Annotated in this window: 18 protein-coding genes and 1 CRISPR repeat array; of the genes, 6 read left to right on the forward strand and 12 right to left on the reverse strand. The window is 62.5% G+C overall.

The genetic code is table 11. The annotated features are described in order from the left end of the window. Positions 1–356: 356 nt before the first annotated feature. The 4 genes from AC3AYF_RS06185 to AC3AYF_RS06200 all read left to right on the forward strand — a co-directional run bounded on the left by AC3AYF_RS06185 (position 357) and on the right by AC3AYF_RS06200 (position 4,363). Positions 357–1,127 (forward strand): ABC transporter ATP-binding protein, encoded by a 771-nt coding sequence (locus AC3AYF_RS06185; RefSeq protein ID WP_295037676.1) that lies wholly within the window; start codon positions 357–359, stop codon positions 1,125–1,127. Positions 1,128–1,266: 139 nt separating this feature from the next. After that, entirely contained in the window at positions 1,267–1,971 is a 705-nt protein-coding gene (locus AC3AYF_RS06190) for an ABC transporter ATP-binding protein (protein ID WP_149437106.1), read from the forward strand. An 80-nt stretch (positions 1,972–2,051) separates the two neighbouring features. Further along, positions 2,052–3,050, forward strand: coding sequence for a branched-chain amino acid ABC transporter permease (locus AC3AYF_RS06195; protein WP_295037674.1), 999 nt, complete (start codon positions 2,052–2,054; stop codon positions 3,048–3,050). Continuing rightward, complete coding sequence (locus AC3AYF_RS06200) at positions 3,050–4,363, forward strand: branched-chain amino acid ABC transporter permease (protein WP_295037673.1); 1,314 nt, start codon at positions 3,050–3,052, stop codon at positions 4,361–4,363. The genes AC3AYF_RS06195 and AC3AYF_RS06200 overlap by 1 nt, the downstream gene beginning before the upstream one ends. Positions 4,364–4,438: 75 nt before the next feature. Here the strand turns inward: AC3AYF_RS06200 and AC3AYF_RS06205 are convergent, their stop codons facing one another. Next, on the reverse strand, positions 4,439–5,641 hold the full coding sequence (locus tag AC3AYF_RS06205) for an ABC transporter substrate-binding protein (RefSeq protein WP_487779518.1): 1,203 nt from the start codon (positions 5,639–5,641) through the stop codon (positions 4,439–4,441). Positions 5,642–5,893: 252 nt separating this feature from the next. On the opposite strand from AC3AYF_RS06205, the gene AC3AYF_RS06210 reads away from it, so the two are divergent. Next, positions 5,894–6,196, forward strand: a complete 303-nt coding sequence (locus tag AC3AYF_RS06210) for a hypothetical protein (protein ID WP_295037670.1) — start codon at positions 5,894–5,896, stop codon at positions 6,194–6,196. A gap of 159 nt (positions 6,197–6,355) precedes the next feature. Here AC3AYF_RS06210 and AC3AYF_RS06215 read toward each other — a convergent pair whose 3' ends face one another. After that, the gene (locus AC3AYF_RS06215) at positions 6,356–6,730 is read right to left on the reverse strand and encodes a hypothetical protein (protein ID WP_295037668.1); all 375 of its coding nucleotides are present in this window, start codon (positions 6,728–6,730) and stop codon (positions 6,356–6,358) included. 229 nt (positions 6,731–6,959) lie between these two features. Here AC3AYF_RS06215 and AC3AYF_RS06220 point away from each other — a divergent pair, with 229 nt between their 5' ends. After that, positions 6,960–7,667 (forward strand): SIMPL domain-containing protein, encoded by a 708-nt coding sequence (locus AC3AYF_RS06220; RefSeq protein WP_295037667.1) that lies wholly within the window; start codon positions 6,960–6,962, stop codon positions 7,665–7,667. Between the two features lie 154 nt (positions 7,668–7,821). Continuing rightward, a CRISPR array of direct repeats spans positions 7,822–9,314; the repeat unit is 29 nt; unit sequence CGGTTGATCCCCGCGCATGCGGGGAACGG. Between the two features lie 110 nt (positions 9,315–9,424). On the opposite strand, the gene cas2e is transcribed toward AC3AYF_RS06220, so the two are convergent. The 10 genes from cas2e to cas3 all read right to left on the reverse strand — a co-directional run bounded on the left by cas2e (position 9,425) and on the right by cas3 (position 20,219). Further along, positions 9,425–9,721 (reverse strand): type I-E CRISPR-associated endoribonuclease Cas2e, encoded by a 297-nt coding sequence (gene cas2e / locus AC3AYF_RS06225; protein ID WP_040240756.1) that lies wholly within the window; start codon positions 9,719–9,721, stop codon positions 9,425–9,427. A 1-nt stretch (position 9,722) separates the two neighbouring features. Further along, a complete protein-coding gene (gene cas1e, locus AC3AYF_RS06230) occupies positions 9,723–10,643 on the reverse strand; it encodes a type I-E CRISPR-associated endonuclease Cas1e (RefSeq protein ID WP_295037665.1) in 921 nt (306 codons plus the stop codon). An 8-nt stretch (positions 10,644–10,651) separates the two neighbouring features. Further along, a complete protein-coding gene (cas6e, locus tag AC3AYF_RS06235) occupies positions 10,652–11,344 on the reverse strand; it encodes a type I-E CRISPR-associated protein Cas6/Cse3/CasE (RefSeq protein WP_295037663.1) in 693 nt (230 codons plus the stop codon). After that, on the reverse strand, positions 11,344–12,126 hold the full coding sequence (gene cas5e, locus AC3AYF_RS06240) for a type I-E CRISPR-associated protein Cas5/CasD (protein WP_295037662.1): 783 nt from the start codon (positions 12,124–12,126) through the stop codon (positions 11,344–11,346). Before cas5e ends, cas6e begins: the two co-directional genes overlap by 1 nt. 11 nt (positions 12,127–12,137) lie before the next feature. Then, entirely contained in the window at positions 12,138–13,229 is a 1,092-nt protein-coding gene (cas7e, locus tag AC3AYF_RS06245) for a type I-E CRISPR-associated protein Cas7/Cse4/CasC (protein WP_295037661.1), read from the reverse strand. Positions 13,230–13,288: 59 nt separating this feature from the next. Continuing rightward, positions 13,289–13,981, reverse strand: a complete 693-nt coding sequence (casB, locus tag AC3AYF_RS06250; protein ID WP_295037659.1) for a type I-E CRISPR-associated protein Cse2/CasB — start codon at positions 13,979–13,981, stop codon at positions 13,289–13,291. Then, positions 13,978–15,678: a type I-E CRISPR-associated protein Cse1/CasA gene (casA, locus tag AC3AYF_RS06255; RefSeq protein WP_295037657.1), complete on the reverse strand. Its 1,701-nt coding sequence runs from the start codon at positions 15,676–15,678 to the stop codon at positions 13,978–13,980. Before casA ends, casB begins: the two co-directional genes overlap by 4 nt. Before the next feature lie 193 nt (positions 15,679–15,871). After that, positions 15,872–17,119: a type II toxin-antitoxin system HipA family toxin gene (locus AC3AYF_RS06260; RefSeq protein ID WP_295037656.1), complete on the reverse strand. Its 1,248-nt coding sequence runs from the start codon at positions 17,117–17,119 to the stop codon at positions 15,872–15,874. After that, entirely contained in the window at positions 17,112–17,447 is a 336-nt protein-coding gene (locus tag AC3AYF_RS06265) for a helix-turn-helix domain-containing protein (protein ID WP_295037654.1), read from the reverse strand. The genes AC3AYF_RS06260 and AC3AYF_RS06265 overlap by 8 nt, the downstream gene beginning before the upstream one ends. A 78-nt stretch (positions 17,448–17,525) precedes the next feature. Then, positions 17,526–20,219, reverse strand: a complete 2,694-nt coding sequence (cas3, locus tag AC3AYF_RS06270) for a CRISPR-associated helicase Cas3' (protein WP_295037652.1) — start codon at positions 20,217–20,219, stop codon at positions 17,526–17,528. Positions 20,220–20,608: the final 389 nt, after the last annotated feature.

Below are 20,608 nucleotides of genomic sequence, written 5' to 3' on the forward strand. Positions count from 1 at the left end.
TCATCCGCCTGCGCAAGAAGCACCTGACCGAAAACGAGCGCAAGCGGGCCGGCAAGAAAGGCTGATCGCCCCGCGATCCACCGCTGCCGTCAAATCGCTGTTGCCACACCGACGACACCCGCCCTCCGGCGGGTGTCGTCGTTTGTGCTGGCGTAGCGTTGATCAAGAAAAACTACTCATGCCAATCGACGGCTGTACAATCGGCAACATCGCGGCTACAAGACACCACCGCCCCGTCTCGCCACCCATGGCCCGACCGATCGAGACGACGCCGGAATCGCGGTAGACAGAGGCAGGCGCGCCACCCCAACGGCGCACCAGGGGACAATATCAATAAACGCTCGGGGGAAGACGCGATGACGCCGATCATCGATGTCCGCAACATTCGCAAGTCGTTCGGCGGCCTGACGGTCATCGACGACTGCTCCATTCAGGTCGCCAAAGGCTCCATCACCGGGATGATCGGCCCCAACGGCGCCGGCAAATCCACGCTGTTCAACATCATCGCCGGCAGCCTCGCGCCCGACAGCGGCGAGGTCCTGCTCAACGGCCAGGCGATCACGCATCTCTCCGCCAACCAGCGCTTCCACCGCGGGCTGCTGCGCACCTTCCAGATTGCCCACGAGTTCAGCCACCTGACCTCGCTGGAGAACCTGATGATGGTGCCGCCGCGCCAGGAGGGCGAGAACCTGTTCAGCACCTGGCTGAAGCCGGGAGAAGTGGGGCGCCAGGAGGCCGAGGTCCGCCGTCGCGCTCTCGAGGTGCTCGACTTCGTCGGCCTGTCCCATGTCCGCAACGAGCTGGCCGGCAACCTCTCCGGCGGCCAGAAGAAGCTGCTCGAGCTCGGCCGCACCATGATGACCGATGCCGAGGTGGTGCTGCTCGACGAGATCGCCGCCGGGGTCAACCGCACGTTGCTCGGCGATCTGATGGGCAATATCGAGCGGCTCAACCGCGAGCTGGGCTATACCTTCCTGGTCATCGAACACGACATGGACATGATCGGCCGCCTGTGCGATCCGGTGATCGTGCTGGCCCAGGGGCAGGTGATGATGGAAGGCTCGATCGGCGAGATCCAGAACAATCCGGAAGTGATCGAAGCCTATTTCGGTTCCGAAACCGCCTAGGGTTCCGAAACCGCCCAGGGCTCCGAAACCACCCAGGGCTCCGAAACCACCCAGGGCTCCGAAACCACCCAGGGTTACAACGCCTCCGAACGTGAGACACGACGGCAACCCATCGCCAAGCAATAACAAAGAGCACTCAATGCCATTACTCGAAGCAGTTGACGTTCATGGCGGCTACGGCGGCATGAACATTCTCAACGGCGTCAACATGACGATCGAGGCCGACGAAATCGGCGTCATCGTCGGCCCCAACGGCGCCGGTAAATCGACCATGCTCAAGGCGGTCTTCGGCCTGCTGACGATCACCCAGGGCGAGATTCGGCTGCGCGGCAAGCCGATCACCAATCTTTCACCGCACAAGCTGGTGGAGATGGGCATGGGGTTCGTGCCCCAGGAGAAGAACATCTTCCCGAGCCTCTCCGTGGAGGAGAACCTGGAGATGGGCGCGTTTCTCAAACCCGCCACCGTCTCGCGGCTCAAGGCGCAGATCTACGAATTCTTCCCCCCGCTACTGGAGAAGCGCCGCCAGCCGGCCGGCGAGCTCTCCGGCGGCCAGCGCCAGATGGTGGCCATGGGCCGGGCGCTGATGAACGAACCCAGCGTGCTGCTGCTCGACGAACCCACCGCCGGACTCTCGCCACGCTACATGAACGAGATCTTCGAGCGGGTGAAGACCATCAATGCCGCCGGCGTCGGCGTGCTGATGGTCGAGCAGAACGCCAAGCAGGCACTGCGCATCGCCCACAAGGGCTTCGTGCTCGCGGCCGGCCAGAACCGATTCAGCGATACCGGCGAAGCGCTCCTCAACGACCCTCAGGTGGCCAAGAGCTTCCTCGGTGGTTGATGTCCATCGTCCCGCTGGCGAGCCCCGGCTTGCCAGCGCCCGTATTCAAACCGAGACGTTTCCGTTAAAGAGAGCTGGTCGTGAATGAGCTGATCTACTTCTTCAACTACGTGGTGGTGGCCGGCAGCGTCACCGGCTGCATCTACGCCATCGGTGCCGTCGGCGTGACGCTGATCTACAGCATCCTGCGCTTCGCCCACTTCGCCCATGCCGACATGATGACGCTCGGCACCCTCGCCGTGCTGCTGCTGACGCTGGCCTTTCCCCACGCCGGAGATCCCCTCGGGCTGCCCACCGCGATCGTCATGCTGCCGGTGGCGATGGCGTTCACCTCGCTGGTGGCCGTGGGCATCGATCGCGCCTTCTACCAGCCGCTGCGGAGCCATGGCGTCAAACCGATCGTGATGGTGATCGCCTCGCTGGGCGTCACGCTGATGCTGCAGGGTCTGATCCGGCTGTTCGCCGGCACCGGTTCGCAGAACCTCTACGTCGATGCGCGCAAGGAGATCTTTCGTATCGACGTGCCGGGCGTGACTCGGCCGATCATCCTCACCGAGCCGCAGGTCATCCTGTTCGTGCTCACCATCGTCGCCGTGGTCGGGCTGCACCTGTTCCTGACTCGGGCGCGGCTGGGCAAGGCGATGCGGGCGATGTCGGACAACCCCGATCTGGCGCGCGCCTCCGGCATCAATACCAGGCTGATCATCACCCTGACCTGGATCATTGCCGGGTCGCTGGCCACCATCGCCGGTACGCTGCTGTCGCTGGATGTCGCCTTCAAGCCCGACCTCAGCTTCTTCCTGCTGCTGCCGATCTTCGCCGCCGCCATCGTCGGCGGCGTCGGCCATCCCTACGGCGCCATCGCCGGCGGTTTCCTGGTCGGCTTCGCCGAGACGTTGGCGGTCTTCAACTGGTCGGTACTGCTCAGGCCGCTGCGGGACAGCCTGCCGACCTGGCTGGAACTGCCCAACAATCTGGCGCTGGTGGGTACCGAATACAAGATCGTGGTGCCCTTCTTCATTCTGGTGGCGGTGCTGATCTGGCGCCCGACCGGCATCTTCAAAGGGAAGGTGATCTGATGACTGCCCCCTCACCGCAACGCCCCGCTTCCCCCACGACCTCCACCCGTCGCGCGCTCCCCATCCGCGAACTGGCGCTGTTCGGCGGCCTGGCCCTCGTGGTTCTCAGCGTCTTCGCGACCATGGGCCCGGCCTACTCCACCCGCATGCTGGTGGAGGCCTCCTGCTACGCGATCCTGGCTCTCGGCCTGACCATCCAGTGGGGCTACGCCGGCCAGTTCAATGCCGGCATCATGGGCTTCGTCGCGCTGGGCGGTTTCTCGGCGACCTTCTTCAGCATCCCGGTCAACCATGCGTTCTGGGCCAGCGACCTTCCCGGCCGGCTGGGCTGGGTGCTGCTGGCGATGGTCGTGGTCACCGCGATCGTGTTCGGCATCAGCCGGCTCGACCGCATCGGCGTGCCCAAGCTGCTGCGCACGACCCTCGCCATCGTCGCCGGGCTCATCGGCTACCTGGTCGTGATCAGCTGGTTGCGTAGCGTCACCGGCGATATCGAGTCCCAGGTGGAGTTCATCGGCGGGCTGGGGCTGCCGGTGTGGCTGGGCTGGATCGTGGGCGGCGCCCTGGCCGGCGGTGTCGGCTATTTCATCGGCCATATCTGCCTCGGCCTGCGCAGCGACTATCTGGTCATCGCCACACTGGGGATCGCCGAGATCATCAAGGCGTTCCTCAAGAACTCGGACTGGCTCACCCGCGGCACCGCGACCATCTCGCCCCTGCCCTGGCCGGTACCGGACCCCGGCCAGGTCGGCTTCCTGACCGCCCGTTCGCTCTACCTGTCGGTGACCGTGGTCATGATCGCGGTGATCTTCTTCCTCCTCCATCGCGCCTATCACGCCCCCTGGGGCCGCATGATCCGCGCCATCCGCGACAACGAGGTTTCCGCCGCGGCCATGGGCAAATCGATCAATCGTCGCCGTCAGGAGATCTTCGTCTTCGGCTGTATCCTGATGGGGATCGGTGGCGCGGTGCTCACCAGCTTCAATGGGTTGTTCGATCCGCAGGGCTACCTGCCGCTCAACCACACCTTCCTGGTGCTGGTGATGGTGATCCTCGGCGGCCCGGGCAACAACCTGGGCACGCTGTTCGGCGCGGTGCTGGTCTACGTGATCTGGATCATGTCGGGGCCGATGGCACTGGCCGTGATGCACGCCATCGTCGCACTGGGCTCGCACTGGTTCGACTGGCAACCGGGGAATCTCGACAGCCGCGCCCTGCAGGCGAGGGTGTTCGTGATCGGGCTGCTGATCCTGCTGGTGCTGCGCTTCGCCCCGCGCGGGCTGATCCCTGAGAAGGTCGCGCATCACGATTGAACGATTCCACGAAACCTGAAACGCAAAACCCCGAGCCTGAGCTCGGGGTTTTGCGTTCTGGAACGCCAGCGAAGGTTATTCGTCGATCGCCCCCTTGGTAACAAATTTGCCATCCTCGACCGCCATTTCGACCACGATACCCGGCACGTCGCCGTTGTCGTCGAACTCCGCGCTGCCGGAGGCGCCTTCGTAGTTGATCTCCTTGCCTTCACCGATCAGCCTCTTGGCCTTTTCCCACTCTCCCGGCAGGATCGTCTCGCCCGGCGCCGTGGCAACGTCACGCAGCGCCTTGGACAGGCCCTCGCGATCCGCGCTGCCGTTCTTCTCGATGGCGAGCGCCAGCAGGAACGCGGCATCGTAGGACTGCGCCGCGAACACCGCGCTGGGGTCGATCCCGGCTTTCTCCGCCAGGTCGTTGAAGATGTCCGAGCCGGGCACGTCCGGCGATCCCGGACGCGTCGCGATCATGCCCTCGAGCACGTCGGCGCCCACGGCGTCGACCAGCGCGTTCCCGACCATGCCATCGCCGCCGGCATACTGGGTGAAGGCGCCGCTCTCGTAGGCCTGGCGCAGGATCGTCTGACCGGAAGTATCGGCGTAGGCCAGTACCACCAGCGTCTGCGAACCGCCGGAGGAGAGCTTGCCGATCTCCGACCGGTAGTCCGCCCGGTTGTCCTCATGGGCCAGGTTGGCGGAGATCGAACCGCCTTCCGCCTCGAACGTCTTGGTGAACGCGTCGTCCAGGCCCTGGCCATAGTCGTTGTTGACGTAGGTCACCGCGACGTCCTCGATCCCCTTGGAGAGCAGCAGCTTGGCCAGCTGTTCACCCTGGAAGGCGTCGGAAGGCACGGTACGGAAGACCAGATCGTTGTCATCGAGATCCGTCACCGCCGGTGCCGTGGAAGCTGGCGATACCATCACCACACCGCCAGGAATCGCGGCGTTGTTGGCCGCGGCGATGGTGGCACCGGTACACAGCGCACCCACGATCGCGGTCACCTGCTCGCTGTTGACCAGCCGGTCGGCGGCGTTGGAAGCGGCCGAGGCATCCGAACAGGTGGTGTCACCCGAGGGCATGACCATCTTCTCACCATCCAGCAGGCCGCCCTGGTCGTTGACCTCCTGCACCGCGAGTTTGGCGCCATCGAAGATCGGCGGCGTCAGGCTTTCGATACCGCCGGTGAAGCCCCCCAGAAATCCCACTTTGACATCCGCCTGCGCGACACCGGCGCATGCCGGGGTTGCCGCAATGGCGAGTGCAAGTACTGTCTTCTTCATCGCTGTTGTCGCTCTTTGTTGGGTTGCGAAAGACCACATTCACTCTGCTGGCAAGCCGCCCAAAAGACAAGCGTCCGTAACCGTTCGTGTCTTCACCTTTCGGCGTGCCCGGGCGACCCGATCATAGCGCGGCCTCGCTCTCCCCAAGCCCAGGGGAAACCCGCCATGCCGGCGGCAAATCAATCGATTAGAGGCGACGTCGATTAGGGACTACGCTGAAACCGCGATAACGCCAACGGCAAGGAGAACGCCATGCACAAGCATATCGAGTGGGATGCGCCGGGCGGCGCCAGCGTCGACGCCCATTACGCCAAGGACGAACAGCATCGTGTCACCCCGCAACCGGGGATGATGCTGACTGCGCGCTACCACGGCGCCACGGTGCGCGTTCAGGTCGAGGCCTACAAGGATGGTGTCAGCATCGGCAAGGTCGCGGCACTGATCGGCGACGACGGGGAGCGTCACGACAGCCACGGAGACCTCGCCAAGGGCGACATGGTCCGCCTGCCCGATGACAAGCGCGCTTTCCAGGCGCCCGAGGACGACGAGGACTGATCGCAGGGCAGTGGATACACAGGCATAAAAAGCCCCGGGCTAGGGGGTGGACCGGGGAAGTTGGAGGTACTGGAAGGTCGCGGGACCCGAAGCAGTGCCTACCGTTTCGTTGCGCCCGTCAGCACGGGCGCAACGCAGGGATATCGTATGTCGTCGGTATCAATCGAGGCTGGCAAAGGACATTTCCACGTTGCCACGCTCGCTATTACCGCCCCCATTCACATTCTGCAGCGCCTGGGCAGCGGCCGTGCTCTGGCCTTGGCCTACCAGGCTATCGTTGCCGCCCGCGATGTCGGTTGCCCGCTGGGTAGTGGCAGCGACATAGGCCAGGGAATGACCGGCCGCGGTGCTGTGGCCACCGCTGACGGTGTTGATCCGATATTCGCTCGGCAGCAACTGGTACTGGGAAGTCGCCTGGGTATTGAGGGCTTCATGTTGCTGAGCGAAAGCACGTTGTTCCATGACGCTGTTGGCCTGAGCGGCGGCAGGGAGTGCAACGGCAAGTGCGATGGCGGCGAGAATGCGAGTTTTCATGGTGAACCTCCAATCTTCTTCGTTTGCGTGGTCGGCCTCGTGGCCTGACCGTTGAAGAGATTATGGAGGCCAGTTCATTAGGTTGCTAATCAGTTGGTTTGAAGTCGTCTATCACCGGGATTGATAGAGAAATATTCGACTACTCGCCACCCGAAGGGCTGCCCTGCCACACTGACAACCGGCTACCATGACGGAGCCAGCCGGCGTTATGGGAAACAGGGGAAAACGAATGGGACAGGCACGGAGCGCGATCATTCTAGGCGGGTTGCTGGCCATCGGCATGATCTGGGGCGGAAGCTACATCGATGACGCCGCCGAAACCTGGCGTGACGCCGGTCGCAGCGTCACGGTCAAGGGCCTGTCGGAGCGCGAAGTGCCGGCGGACATGGCACTCTGGCCGCTGCACTACACCGTCACCGCCAACGAACTGGAAACGCTGCAGCAGGAGTTGACGACGCAGGAGAGCCGCATTCGCGAGTTTCTCACCCAGCGAGGCTTCGAGGCCGGCAATATCACCGTGACCTCGCCCCAGGTGACCGACCGATTCGCCAACCTCTACGGCGCCGACCGGCCCGACGAGCGCTACCAGGCCGAAGCCACGGTGCTGCTGCGCACGCCGGCGGTGGGCAGCGTCAAGAAAGCGATGCCACAGACCGGAGAACTGGTCCGTGCCGGCGTCGTGCTGTCACCCAACTACGACTACCGCACCGAATTCCTGTTCACCGGCCTCAATGACATCAAGCCGGAGATGGTCGCCGAAGCCACCAAGGATGCCCGCGGCGTCGCCCAGCAATTCGCCAGAGACTCAGGCAGTCGCGTCGGCGAGATCCGCAGCGCCAACCAGGGCTACTTCTCGATCGAGGATGTCGACAGCTACACCCCCGACATCAAGCGGGTACGGGTGGTGACGACGATCGACTACGCGCTGGAGGAGTGATACCTCACCCAACGGTTTCCTACCCCGGTCGATGCCGTTATGGGGTGCCTGGGTGGCGGGCGCGTCTGCATAAAGCACACTCCAACGCCGCGACGGATCTCCGCGCCTGCGGGAAGAAACGGGACTCGCCGCTCTAGCGAGCCTGATCGAACTCCGGTTGATCCCCGCGCCTGCGGGGAACGGTAATCGGCATCATGCGGGCGGACTCCCCGCGGCGGTTGATCCCCGCGCCTGCGGGGAACGGAGCCTGTCCCTCGTGGTGATCGCTCCCATCGGCGGTTGATCCCCGCGCATGCGGGGAACGGTCTCGGACGGTGATCCCGAACGGGGCAGCGATCGGTTGATCCCCGCGCATGCGGGGAACGGGCGGTGCCGGTCAGAGAGCCGGTCGATGGATCCGGTTGATCCCCGCGCATGCGGGGAACGGCTTGATTTCGGCCATGGCGTCGTAGCCGAAACCGGTTGATCCCCGCGCATGCGGGGAACGGGAAACGATGGGTTGTGGCTCGCGCCGATCAGCCGGTTGATCCCCGCGCATGCGGGGAACGGATGGCCATGATCAGCGCGACGGCGCCGTCGATCGGTTGATCCCCGCGCATGCGGGGAACGGGGCGTTTGGATGAATTCCGGCCCCTTCGGCGGCGGTTGATCCCCGCGCATGCGGGGAACGGGTCTGCGCCTCAATACCGGCATCGCGCAGCGCCGGTTGATCCCCGCGCATGCGGGGAACGGATCCTGCTTGACCAGACGGTTGCCAAGGATACCGGTTGATCCCCGCGCATGCGGGGAACGGACGGGGGAAGAAGATCCCGAGACGCCCCAGGACGGTTGATCCCCGCGCATGCGGGGAACGGGCGGCTCCGGCCAGAGAATCTACCGCCTGCGGCGGTTGATCCCCGCGCATGCGGGGAACGGTCGAGAATTTCCATGTGCGGACAGTCGGGCAGCGGTTGATCCCCGCGCATGCGGGGAACGGGATCATTTCGAAAAGGGAGACGGCGCCGTCGACGGTTGATCCCCGCGCATGCGGGGAACGGGCGAGAGCGTCGAGCACAGCGGGCGCGAATGGCGGTTGATCCCCGCGCATGCGGGGAACGGTTGGCGCAGCAATATGCCAAGGGCGGCGTTGACGGTTGATCCCCGCGCATGCGGGGAACGGCAAGCCAACTTCCAGGCGCCGCGTATCGGCGACGGTTGATCCCCGCGCATGCGGGGAACGGAGCGAGATCCTGGCGAAGAAGGGTTATCACGGCGGTTGATCCCCGCGCATGCGGGGAACGGTCAGACAAGGCGAGGCATAGGGCAATATCATGCGGTTGATCCCCGCGCATGCGGGGAACGGGGGATGCAGATCATCGGGCGGGTAACGAATGCCGGTTGATCCCCGCGCATGCGGGGAACGGACGTAGTCCAGGGATCTCCCGAATGGGGCAAGCGGTTGATCCCCGCGCATGCGGGAAACGGTGGTACGCCGAACGCATCGCGATGTACGAGGACGGTTGATCCCCGCGCATGCGGGAAACGGTTGGGGGCGTTGCTGCTGACGATCTCGTAGGACGGTTGATCCCCGCGCATGCGGGAAACGGCAGTCGAGCCCCTCGTTGCGCTTGCCGGACTTCGGTTGATCCCCGCGCATGCGGGAAACGGTCTAATCATAGACGCTTGTTTATAAAGAACAAAATCGCCGGGGAAATTTCCACCAGCGATTTTGCTTAAAACTTAATCGCTCCAAATTATTAAAGAGCCTTTAAAATCAGTCAATTATCTTGAGGCGGTAAAAACCGCACCAGCCTCAATCCATCATGATCGATAGGGACACGACGGTTGTCGCCATAGGTTTGGAACTCGAATCCGGATTCGTGATTGCTGGCCCAGGCCATGGCAACGTTGCCGCCTTCCTCGGCCAGGGCTTCTATCTGTTCCCATATCATTTCGCGAATGCGTTTACTGACATCGCCGACGTAAACCCCCGCCCTGATTTCCAGCAACCAAACAGCCAATCGGCCTCTAAGCCTAGGAGGAACGGCTTCGGTCACGACTACCAGCATTGCCATATCATTGACTCCGATGCCCGGCATCGCCGACGGATTCCGGCTCCGGAATCGCCGGCGGGACCGCATCCGGCGGCGGAGGCGGAGGCTCGATCTCTCCAGCGGCCAATACGTCTTCGACCATGGGGATCAACCGCTGCAATAAGCGGGTTTGCTTGAAGGCATCGCGACACGCAATGCGCACCTCTCGCTCTGGCATCGGCGGATTGCGGGCCGCTACGCGAAACGCGGCCGGCACCACCGTCTCGAATTTAACGATATCGGCGATGTCGTAAACGAAGCTCAGGGGTTTGCCGGTATGCAGAAAGCCCATCGCCGGCGCATAACCGGCTGCCAGGATCGCGGCTTCCGTGATGCCGTAAAGACAGGCGGTCGCGGCCGAGAGGCACTGGTTGGCCACATCGGAAGCATCCCATTGAGTCGGGTCATAGCGACGCCCGTGCCACTTGACGCCATATTGCTTGGCAAGAAGCTGGTATGTCTTGCGTACCCGAGCCCCTTCCATACCTCGCAATTGATCGACGCTACGCCGCGAGGGCGGCTCTTCACCGAAACGAAGCTCGAACATCTTGCGCACGACCTTCAGCCGCAGTTTTTCATCCAGTGCCAACTGCGCTTGATAGAGCAGCTTGTCCGAACGCGAGCCGCCAGGCTGCCCGGCACTATATAGGCGCACGCCGGCATCACCGACCCAGATAAGTAAGGTTCCAACCGTCGCCGCCAACTTAACCGCCGCGTGCGAGACCCGAGTGCCTGGCTCGAGCAACAAGCACGCAACAGAACCCACGGGAATATGCATGCGCTCGCCATTCACGTCATCGATAACGACGAAGGCACCATCACGCACATCGATCTGCCCCATTCCGACGAAGATCATCGACATGCGATCCTTGATCGGTATGGGCTTGAGGGGAATGAAGCTCATGAGCAGTCCTATAGCCGGCGCAACATCAGCAACCCACAGCCGAACGCTTTCGAACGGCCAATACCCTGGGAGAGCTTCTCGATCAGCAGCCCAGGGTCGGTGACCTCCAGCAGGCCTTCGTAGTCGACGCTAGAAAAGCGGATCGGGTCACGGCGATCGAATTTCTTCAGTTCATGTTGGCGATAGGCGCTCACCTCCGGTGCCATCGGCAGTTCAAACCCGAAGCGCGGCGCGCGTTCAGCCAACCAGTCACGTGCGGCGGTCTCCATTGCATCAACGCATGCCTGGCTCGTTCGCTCACCAGGAGAAAAGGGCTTTCTGGCATTCATCAGCACATCAGCGCGATGCGATCGTTGTCCTTCGCCCGCAGGCTTGGCAACCGTAGGATTGGCACGCAGGCGAAAGGCGAGGTGCTCGCCTTTGGCGAGTTGCGGTGCGAACGGCTTACATTGCACATCGAGACCGGCCACGGCTTCCGGTCGACGAGTCGAATAGACATAAAACCGCGGCAGTCCCTGACTTTTTCCGTTGGCCGCTTCCTCCATTTCCTGGCGGAAGAGAAAGGGTCGTTCGCCCTCTGACGTATCGGCAAACAGCGTCCAGAGCAGTTGGTGGGCCGTATAGGCCCCACCTTCCAGCACATCGAAAAGCTGTTCTCGGGTAAGGGCGTTGAGGTCGACTCTGACACTTGAAAGATACATTAGCTCTGTCCCTCCACCGACTCGATTCGGCGGTGCTCGAGACGCGCCCCGAACTGCCAGCGGCGGCGATGCAGCGGTTCATCCCAGGTCTCGCTGGACTCCGCCATGTCGGCGTTACCGTCTAGTGCATCTGCCTCGCCTTCCCAGGCATAGAGCACCTGACCGGGCAGCCTCAGCAAGCGTAGGTCTTGTGCCTCGTTTCCGATGAGCGGCAACCATGTCTTTTCAGGATCGGTTGCGCTGTCAAAGCCATGATCCAGCGCCCCGCGCCAGTGATCCGCCTCCACGATGGCGGGCGTGAGCGGTGCCGCCAGGGGGCATGCCTTACGGCCGAGATAGAGCGTGAAGCGGGGCCTCTCCAGCGCGCTCTTGAGTTCGTCCAGCGACCAGGCCGCGTCGGGCATCAGACGCAGCGCCACGACCCACAGGCCATCACAGCGATAGTCCCGGGAAGAGAGAATGGTATTGAGGGCATCCTTGGGCACCGAAAGTTCTTCACGCCGCGAACGGTAGTTCACCCTCGATTGTGAAGGCGGCACCTGAACGGTGTGGTAGTCGCGTAGCAGCCAGCCTGGAGAGCGCTGTTTGACCGCGATGCCGAGGCTTTGCCGAAGCTTTAGCTGCCCGTCTTCATCGTCGCGCCGGATGCCTAGTGCCGCGCCGATCAAGCCGAGGATGGCGCCGCGCCCGGGATACGTCGCGGTCGGCCGCGCCTCCCCTACCGCAGCTTCGCCCCAGCTCGCCATCGGCGCATAGAGGCGAAAGACCAGATGTTCCGTCATATCGCCTCCGCTTAGTCATCGCCCTTGAGGAAGGTCAGCAGGTCCTGCAGATTTCCCGTTTGGATGTCACCCTTCAGCGCAGGCTTTTCATAATCCGGCTCGGCAGAGAGAACAAAGCGACTGTCGGCGCCGGCACCATAAGCATCATCGAAAGCCTGAGCCTGGCGTTCCAATTTGCTGATGGCCTTGATCGCTTGTCCTTCACCATTGACCGGCTGCAGGAAGGAGGCCGACAACGAGCGCGGCTGCTGATCGCCTTTTTCTGCCAGCAGATAGCTGGCGTGGGCGCGAGAGCCGAAACTGTTCTGCTTGCCCTTGGGCGAAACCTTGACGGCGGATTCAACCAGCGCAGCAATGGCGCGATCGGCCAAGTCCGCATTGCCTTGCAGATTCTCGACCAGCAGATCGCGATCAATGCAGAGGTAGAGATAAAACAGCCCAGCGGCAAAACCGGCCTCACCGATATGCGCCGCGCCACGATCCTCATCGCCGGTATTGAGATCGTCGACTGCGGTGAAGTAGTCGTCCTCGACCTCGGCGGCGTGGACGGTAATGGCGTGCGCGACCTGGCAGGCAGCCTCGACGTTATAACTCGGTGCCGCGGCGAGCATGCGTCCGAACAGCGCCACATCGACAGCGGTGGGCCGGCGTGCGAGCAGGTCCTTGAGCTCATCATCGGTTGGTTCACGCTTTTCGGCACTGAGCTTGTCCGCCAGCGCCTCCAGCGCAGTGAGTTCTTCCGGCCCGACGTGGACCAGCTGCTCGATCTCGTACTCGTGCTTTTTCCCTTTCTCGACCTTGCGCAGCTTGCCGAACACCTCGGCGATCTTCTCGGCACTGGCATCCGCGATTTTATCTCCCGCTCCTGCGCTCATACGATCAAAAACGAGCTTGCCCAGGCGCTTGGTACGCGTGCCCTTGTGACCATCGACCGCCTCCTCGAAGAGCGTCGAGGTGCGCCAATTCCGCTTGAGACTCTGGGAGGAGACGCGCAAACGGCGCGCACCACCCATGAACGCTGTCTTGGGACGGCCCAGATCGTCGCGGTTGAGGTTGGAGGGCGGATAAGAAGTTAGTAGATGCAACTGAATGAAGTGGCTCATGAAAGGTCCCCTGCAATGGTAATGATGGGTAGTGGCCGATAGCGTTCTTGGTCGAAGAATCAGTCGCTCGTTGCCATTTTCTGAGCGCGCGCCTTGAAGTAGTCGTCACTCATCAAAAAGGCAAAGCGCTGGGTCGCTTCAGGGCGATACTGACCGCGCTGCTCGCGATGCCAGAGTGCCACCATATCGGCGAGGCGCACGACGCTGACACCAGTGCCGTCGGCGAGCTTCAATGCCCTTCTGAAGCGGCGGATCAGCTCTTCGGGCGTATGGCAGTCGAGCAGTTGCTGGAAGCGCAGATCACTCATGCGCGGGGTATCGCCGGTATTGGGCCGGTTTTCGCCCAACCGCTTCCCAAGTGGTGCATCGAAGGTCTCGGCGCGCAGTTCACTCACAATGGCGGCGATCACCGCCCAGGCTTCGAGGCGCCTATCACGCCATTGACTCGAGCCATCGCCAGGCATCTCTTTCCATACTCGCGCCTCGAGTGCCTGCCAGAGGTGGCGAAAAGCCTCGGTTAGCAGTACGGACTCGATGGCATCGCAACGGCGCAGCGCAGCACGCACCCCGCGCGGGTAAGGCCGGCGCTTGGTGTAGCGCTTGAGTTCCTGTTCGTCCATGACCAGCCGCTGCCACCACAAGCGCAGCTCGAAGGCCTCATTGTTATCCAGCGCATACAGATAACTTTCCACTGCGCTCTTCCCGGCCTCGCTCGCGTCTTCGGATACCGCATCCTGCTCGATCTCACTCATGCTGCGTTCCCCTTCCGATTGCCTTCGGACTGCGGCGCCTTCAATTCGAACCCGCCGACCTGGGCAAATGCCTGAACCGTCTTGCCGATCTTTTTGCCGCTACCATTCAGATAGTCCAGCAAATAGCGCCGCGCGCTCGTGATCCGCTCGAGCTGCTGCATCTTCATGCCTTCCAATGGTCCGCTGATGGCCTGGGCATCGAAGAGTCTCAGCGCCTCACGTTTGAGCGTCAGGTACCACTGCCGGTGGATCTCTGGGGACAGCGCCGGTGTACCCCCATCGTCGCGTAGCGTCTCGCTCATCTGGCGTAGTACATCGAAGAACGCGAGCTGGGTCGCCTCGAAAAACTGGGCATCGATCTGGCTCATATCGCCCTTGGCATCCTCGGGACGTTTGAACCAGGCCCGTTTGAGCTGATTACGCACCTGCCAGGCGACATCGCTGGCCAGGTCGGCGAAGCGCTTGACCCATTCGCGCAATATCTCCTGATGCGCTTCGGGTACACCGACCAGCGGCATTTCAACGCTGTACCAGCCACGAGGTTTCATGTTGTCCATATCGTAGCCGAACACCCATAGCCGGGCGTGCCGAAACATCGCGTCGAACGCCTCGCCGTCGTCCCGCGCGGCTTCGACCATGTGATACTTGTGCAGATGATGCGTCACGACTCTCGCTGGCATCGCGCCACTGCCCGCCTCGTCTTCCAGCACCAGCCCCGGCCAGTGGCGGTAACCCAGTCCGCCGGGCTGCCCCTTGCTGGAAAGTGGTAACTCGTCGGTTTTCTTGGGATTGAGACGGCGATACGGGGTCAGTGGATGACTCCAGGGGCCATCGTAGTTGGCACCCTGCTTTTTCGAACGCAGCCGACGCACTAGTCGCGAACACTCGCGACCACAGAGATCGCAACAACCCGACTCATCCTCGAACAGCAAACGGTAGCGGCGCGGCATCGACCACAGGGCGTGCAGGGGATGGACCTGATCGGGAAAAACCTCGGTGCCCTTCTTGTCGCTGACGCGAGTGTCGGTCATCCAGAAAAACAGGTCAGCGTCGTCGACCGTGGGCGGGCGCCATGTCTGCCCCGGCTGACCCACGGCATCGGCCGGCATGACGTTGGGCCAGAGGCGCTCCCATAGCGTTTTGGTCTCGTCTTCTGGCAGGATCAGCGTGGTCAGCGGCCCGCCGCCACGCAGGCCAACGCGGATGCCGGCGCCGCCGGCGGGCGCGTTGATCTGCATGGTATAGAGCGCCAGCGCCGCGCAGTCCGGGCATACGGCTTCGACCCGCCCGCGTTTGACGAAGAAATCGGTATTGTTCTTGATGCCGTTGGCGCCGGGAGAATCGATCAGCAGTCCGGCAACCGGGGCGTCCTTGACGTCCCCGAGCGGGTCGAGATCCTGCATGAAGCGCGGGCCCTCGCCGTCGAGTTCGAAGGCTCTCGAAAATGGCGCCAATGCCGCTTCCAACTCCTCGACGCTAGGCGGCGTCTGATAGCGATCCAACCAGGCATCGGTGTTCTTTGGCGTCATCGCCGTTTGCAGCAGTGCGATCAGAAACTGCCATGCGGCACCCTGGAAATCGGCACGGGGAAGGGCAAGGTCGAGGATATCGGGGTCGGCCAGAGCCGAAGGGGGGCGATAGAGAAGGCTTCCGTCTGATCTGCGGAAGGGTAACCAAGGATCAGTCAGGAGGTTCATGGGCATTCCAGGCTATTGCGGCTGATAGGACACACTCACACTAGCTTTCATAAAGAACCAGATCGTTACAATGGCTTTTCTCCTACAAATGGGCGTCACTTTCCGCTTTTTTTATCGTCGCGCCCCGTATAAACGGCTAAAGCCAGGACAGTTGTTGCAGTGAACTCCTTGTTCAGGGTTTAAGGTACTAACTTTAAAGCACCAGCCCACGCTGTAAGTCATCATGCTCGAAGGCGCTGGCCATACGCTCGATCTCGGCCGGACGTGCGCCAACGGCCCTGGCAGTGTTGCGCCAGGTTGCGGTTACTGACGCAACGTCCTTGATGATTCGCCGGGCGTTGGCCAGCGTAAGCCCAAAATAACCGGATGCCGCCTCCAGCAGATCGACCGAGCAGGTGCTCTCATCGAGATCGATGTTCGTGGTTAACACCCGCGCCTTGAGGTCACTGGGAACCGGGTTGAGGTCATAGGCCGGAGCGAGTGACCATCCAGCGTTCCCCAACCACAGAAAGCCGTGATTGCGCAGATGATCGTCGACATTGGAGATCATCACGCTGAAGACGACGCGCCGATACAGTGCGTGCGCGTCTTTCTTTCCTTGAGCGCCATGCGCGGTCAGAGCATCGACCATCTCGGGGTAGCTGCCAGGTTCGCCATCCCTGGCGCCCATCATTGCCATCGCGGAAAGAAACGGAATGCGGGTGGTGCCATCTCGATCGAACCGTCTCGACAGCATGACGGCCTGACCGCCCACGTCGACCAGTTCGTGCTGCGGCGTCACGATGCCGGCCTGGTTGGCCAAGCGGAGCGCGATTTCTTCCCAGGTCTCCACACTGTACTCGTCGGTATCCTTCGGGAACTTGGCGATCGAGAGGTGGCCGTACTGATCGATGACCGAGGCTTTCGGGCGGGCCCCTCCCAGGGACGAGCCGGGGGCAAAGATGAGCTGGAGGTCTTCATCCGTTTCCTCGTCACGCAAGACACGCCCCGTGACCTGAAGCAGTCGCCCTAGCTCGACGAGGGCAGGAACGCCAGCCTGAATCGGCGCCTGAAATGACGTCTCGCCCACTCGGCGAAAACGCAGGGCACCAAGCCGAGTCTCATCCGCCACTCCTAGCAGGTAATCACTCTCGGCAAGCGTTCGAACACTGCGACCTTCCCGCGCGGCACGCCGCCGCTCGGCACGTTGCATGAGACGGCGCCCCCAGGTGTCGGGCGCCGAGTCGCCAATCGAGCCGAAGCTGGTCATCCCTGCAGGTGGAGCGAAGGCTCCCCGTGTGAGTGCAAGGGCAGGCTCCAGTGAGAAGCGATCCGGCGACGCGAGCCATTCGGCCTCGTATTCGAAAAGAATCCTCTCCGTGCCACGCACGCGATTGCACCTGGCCAGACCGACTGGAAAGGTGCTCCCACCGAGGTCGATATGTACTTCGAACTCAGTCATTGTGCGAAGACCTCGGTAAGCGTTTCGATCCGACTCGCTTGGGCAGCTCGGCAATGGCAAGCGCCTGGCCAACGCTGTCATTGCCAATGTCGGCAATATCCGCGAGTCCATCGAGAAGGCCGAGCGCCTGAAGCACGCTCGCATAGATGCCGATACCGACGCTGGCGTCGCCGGCCTCGATTCTCTGCAGGGTCGAGCGCGATGTGAAGGCGCGCTCCGCAACGACTGCCATGGTAAGCCGGCGCCGACGTCGCGCATCGTGAATGTCGGCCCCGAGCTTGCGCAGCGCGCGACGTACCGCTGCCGGCGGGTTGTGTGGAGTTGCCATATGACACCTTCATGCTACATACCAAGCCATTATGTAGCACGAAGATCACATCACCGCCAGTTTCATAACCCGCAACAATCAACACTTTTGCTCGGGTCGAGCCAATTCCACGCCCCACTGGCTATCGTAGCGGCAATCGTCATCTTCCTCGGGCAGCCAGGGCCGGGTAAACCGCAACGCCTTGTAGCGCTCCTGCAAGGCCTCCCAACTTTCGGCATCGCGCTCGGGCAACTCGGCCAATTTCCTCACCTGGCTTTCTCGCAGCCGGCACTGGCTTAGCATATCGGCGTGACGCTCTCCCTCAGCCCACAGCACCAGCGAATCATCCTGACGCTTGAGCAGCACCACGTTGACACTCGACTCGTCGCTCAGCCGCGTGCCCACATCGCGCTCTTCCTGCCACTGATCGAAATCCTCGTTGAGTCGATAGCCGTCTTGTAGGTCGAGCGTATTATGCGTCGCCATCGATCCCGCCATCTTGTTCATGCCACTGCGTTCCAGACGAGCCTGCTCCAGTGCCTCGGGAATCTCGTCGATGGGACAGGCATAGACCCGTTCGATCAGTTCGCGCGCCTGGCCCGGCATCTCGATGGCGCCCAGTTCCCGCAGCACGCGCTGCGTCAGCCAGATCAACGAGGTGTCTTGATACACCGCCTGCGTACCGCGATGAGCCCGACTGAGCCAATCCGCCTTGGGAGACTCTTCCCACTCGGGTGCCAGCACCAGAAGCCTCGGTGGCTGACGCTCACCGCGCTGGTGCCGCTGCAACCGGCCGGCGCGCTGGATTAGCAGGTCGACCGGGGCGATGTCGCTGATCATTCGGTCGGCGTCGCAGTCGAGGCTCTCCTGAAAAACCTGGGTGGTGATCAGCACCTGGCCTCGGCGTATAGAAGGCGTCGACGTCTTGCCGAAACGTTCGATCACATCGGACTCGATACGGCGCCGGTCCACCATGGCAAAGCGGGCATGGAATAGCAGACAGCGCTCGGGATCGGGGTGGATATCACGAATGGCCTGCCAAGCGCGGATGGCATCATCGACCGTATTGCGCACCCAGACGATGCAGTCGCCCGCTTCGATCCCCCGCGACACCTCGGCGATCGCGTCTTCCTCCTGGGTCAGCCAGCCAATCTCGACTCGCCGCACCACCTCGGGGCGGGTTGCCAGCGGCGTCTCGCGATGAGCGCCCTGACCGCTATGTGTCAGCAGCGGATAGTCGGTACTGCTCAGTGCTGCCGCCCCATACCCGAGCCCTTGCTGCCAGGCGTTGACGAGGGCCTGACGCATCGCAAAAGGTAGCGTCGCGGTCAGCAGGATCGCGCTTCCCCCCTGACGGGCGTGATGCGCAAGCAGTTGGTGCAGCAGTGTCTGCATGTAGTGGTCGAAGGCGTGCACCTCATCGACGATCAATACCTTGCGCGCCAGCCCCAGGAGCCGCAGCGACTGGTGCCGAAACGGCAAAAGCCCCATCAGTGCCTGATCGATCGTACCGACACCGACATCGGCCAACAGGGCCTTCTTGTTGGAGTCGGCGAGCCAGCGATTGCACTGCGTCGAGGCGCTGGCGTCGATGGCGGCGTAATCGTTGTCACCGGGCTGAGCAGCCATGACGGCACGCTCGAAATCCTCGTTCAACTGGCGAGCGCCGTGCGCCAGCACGAAAGACGGACGCGATTCTGCACTGTAAAAGCGGTAATGGAGATCCCCTAGGCGGGCATACATGGCGTTCGATGTCGCCATGGTCGGTAACGCGAAGTAGAGCCCTTCGCCATGTCCGGCGGCCAGGAGGCGTTGCGCCAGGATGCAGGCCGCTTCGGTCTTCCCCGCGCCAGTGACGTCTTCGAGGATGAACAGCTGCGGCCCCGCCTCGAGTGATATCGCCTCCGCCTTCTGCTGCAATGGCGTCGGGGTAATGTCGGCGCTGAACCACTGCGACAAACTCTCGTAGGGGACGGGATCGGGGGACGCGGCAAAGCCGGTGGCTTGCAGCACCGATTCGGCCTGGCCGAGCGCCCGAGACCAGTATTCGGACAGTGACATCGCCCGCTCGCAATATGGAAAGTACTCGCGATGGGAGCCCAGCCAATCGCTCAATGTCGCCCAACCGGCGATGGTCCAGCTCAATGTCCTGAAAACGTCTAGCCACTCTTCGTCAAGCAGCAGTTCGACCGGCCAATGCGGCTCGACCACCGTGGCCCAGTCCGCGATGAAATCGCGCGCCGCCGTGACGTCATCGACCTGTGCATCGCTGCCGTAAAAGGCTTCGACGTTTAAACGACCGGTCGCAACCGGCCGGCCGTGGTGACCAAAAAAAGGTGCCACCAGGCTAGCCATCGGTTCGAGCAGCTTTCTGGCAGGCGTTTGATCATCGGGCGGCCAGTGCAGCACGCCCTCGCGACGCCATTGGCGCCACCACGCATCCCACAGCAAGACACCCAGCCGATCATGCCGCTCCAGATAAGGCTTACCCAATGGCTTGGCCATACCCTCGAGTGTCAATTTCAGCACTTCCTGAAAGGCACGCGAGAACTTGCCGAGGTCATGCAAACCGAGCAGAAATACCAGCAGTCGCCGCAGCGGTTCCGGCTCGATGCCGAGCCGTAGCGCCAGCTGTTGCGTCAGTGGGCGCTCTGGCGACAGCAAATGCCAGCCGACGGCCGCGACATCCAGGCTGTGCCACGCCAGAAGATGACACGCATCGCCCGGCTGGCCGGGCATCGCCTTACCCGCGTAGCGGTGATAAGACGGAGTCGAGTCATTTTCTGGCGGCATATCTATCTCCTCTCCATGACTATCGGCAAGAAGCAAGTTGATTGAGTTCGCACTGATCACGCCAGTTCTTTATCTGGAGACCATAAAGCATGCCTAATTCCTTTGTCTGCGGGGAACGGGCGCGACTCTGCGTCGCTGCATCGACCTCGACCGGTCTATCCCCGCGTCTGAGGGGAACAGAAAGCGCCCTCGATCTCGTAATCGACGATGGTCGGTTTATCCCCGCGTCTGCGGGAAAAAGCTCAGTGCACCAGCGGCCCACCTCGGTGAATCCGGTTTTCTCCCCCCGCCTGCGGAGAACGGGGGCTGCGATCCACGAGGACCAGTGATGGGTACGGTTCATCCCCACGGGCGTGGGGAACAGCGAACCACGTCACGAACGCTTTTGG

The organism is Salinicola sp., from assembly GCF_982684285.1.

Excerpts from the sequence above, each read along its gene's own strand:
- cas3 (WP_295037652.1), bottom strand. The coding sequence starts at position 20,219 with ATGCCGCCAGAAAATGACTCGACTCCGTCTTATCACCGCTACGCGGGT.
- AC3AYF_RS06190 (WP_149437106.1), top strand. The coding sequence starts at position 1,267 with ATGCCATTACTCGAAGCAGTTGACGTTCATGGCGGCTACGGCGGCATG.
- cas7e (WP_295037661.1), bottom strand. The coding sequence starts at position 13,229 with ATGAGCCACTTCATTCAGTTGCATCTACTAACTTCTTATCCGCCCTCC.
- casA (WP_295037657.1), bottom strand. The coding sequence starts at position 15,678 with ATGAACCTCCTGACTGATCCTTGGTTACCCTTCCGCAGATCAGACGGA.
- AC3AYF_RS06215 (WP_295037668.1), bottom strand. The coding sequence starts at position 6,730 with ATGAAAACTCGCATTCTCGCCGCCATCGCACTTGCCGTTGCACTCCCT.
- casB (WP_295037659.1), bottom strand. The coding sequence starts at position 13,981 with ATGAGTGAGATCGAGCAGGATGCGGTATCCGAAGACGCGAGCGAGGCC.
- AC3AYF_RS06220 (WP_295037667.1), top strand. The coding sequence starts at position 6,960 with ATGGGACAGGCACGGAGCGCGATCATTCTAGGCGGGTTGCTGGCCATC.
- AC3AYF_RS06185 (WP_295037676.1), top strand. The coding sequence starts at position 357 with ATGACGCCGATCATCGATGTCCGCAACATTCGCAAGTCGTTCGGCGGC.
- cas2e (WP_040240756.1), bottom strand. The coding sequence starts at position 9,721 with ATGGCAATGCTGGTAGTCGTGACCGAAGCCGTTCCTCCTAGGCTTAGA.
- AC3AYF_RS06205 (WP_487779518.1), bottom strand. The coding sequence starts at position 5,641 with ATGAAGAAGACAGTACTTGCACTCGCCATTGCGGCAACCCCGGCATGC.
- cas6e (WP_295037663.1), bottom strand. The coding sequence starts at position 11,344 with ATGTATCTTTCAAGTGTCAGAGTCGACCTCAACGCCCTTACCCGAGAA.
- AC3AYF_RS06200 (WP_295037673.1), top strand. The coding sequence starts at position 3,050 with ATGACTGCCCCCTCACCGCAACGCCCCGCTTCCCCCACGACCTCCACC.
- AC3AYF_RS06210 (WP_295037670.1), top strand. The coding sequence starts at position 5,894 with ATGCACAAGCATATCGAGTGGGATGCGCCGGGCGGCGCCAGCGTCGAC.
- cas5e (WP_295037662.1), bottom strand. The coding sequence starts at position 12,126 with ATGACGGAACATCTGGTCTTTCGCCTCTATGCGCCGATGGCGAGCTGG.
- AC3AYF_RS06260 (WP_295037656.1), bottom strand. The coding sequence starts at position 17,119 with ATGACTGAGTTCGAAGTACATATCGACCTCGGTGGGAGCACCTTTCCA.
- AC3AYF_RS06265 (WP_295037654.1), bottom strand. The coding sequence starts at position 17,447 with ATGGCAACTCCACACAACCCGCCGGCAGCGGTACGTCGCGCGCTGCGC.
- cas1e (WP_295037665.1), bottom strand. The coding sequence starts at position 10,643 with ATGAGCTTCATTCCCCTCAAGCCCATACCGATCAAGGATCGCATGTCG.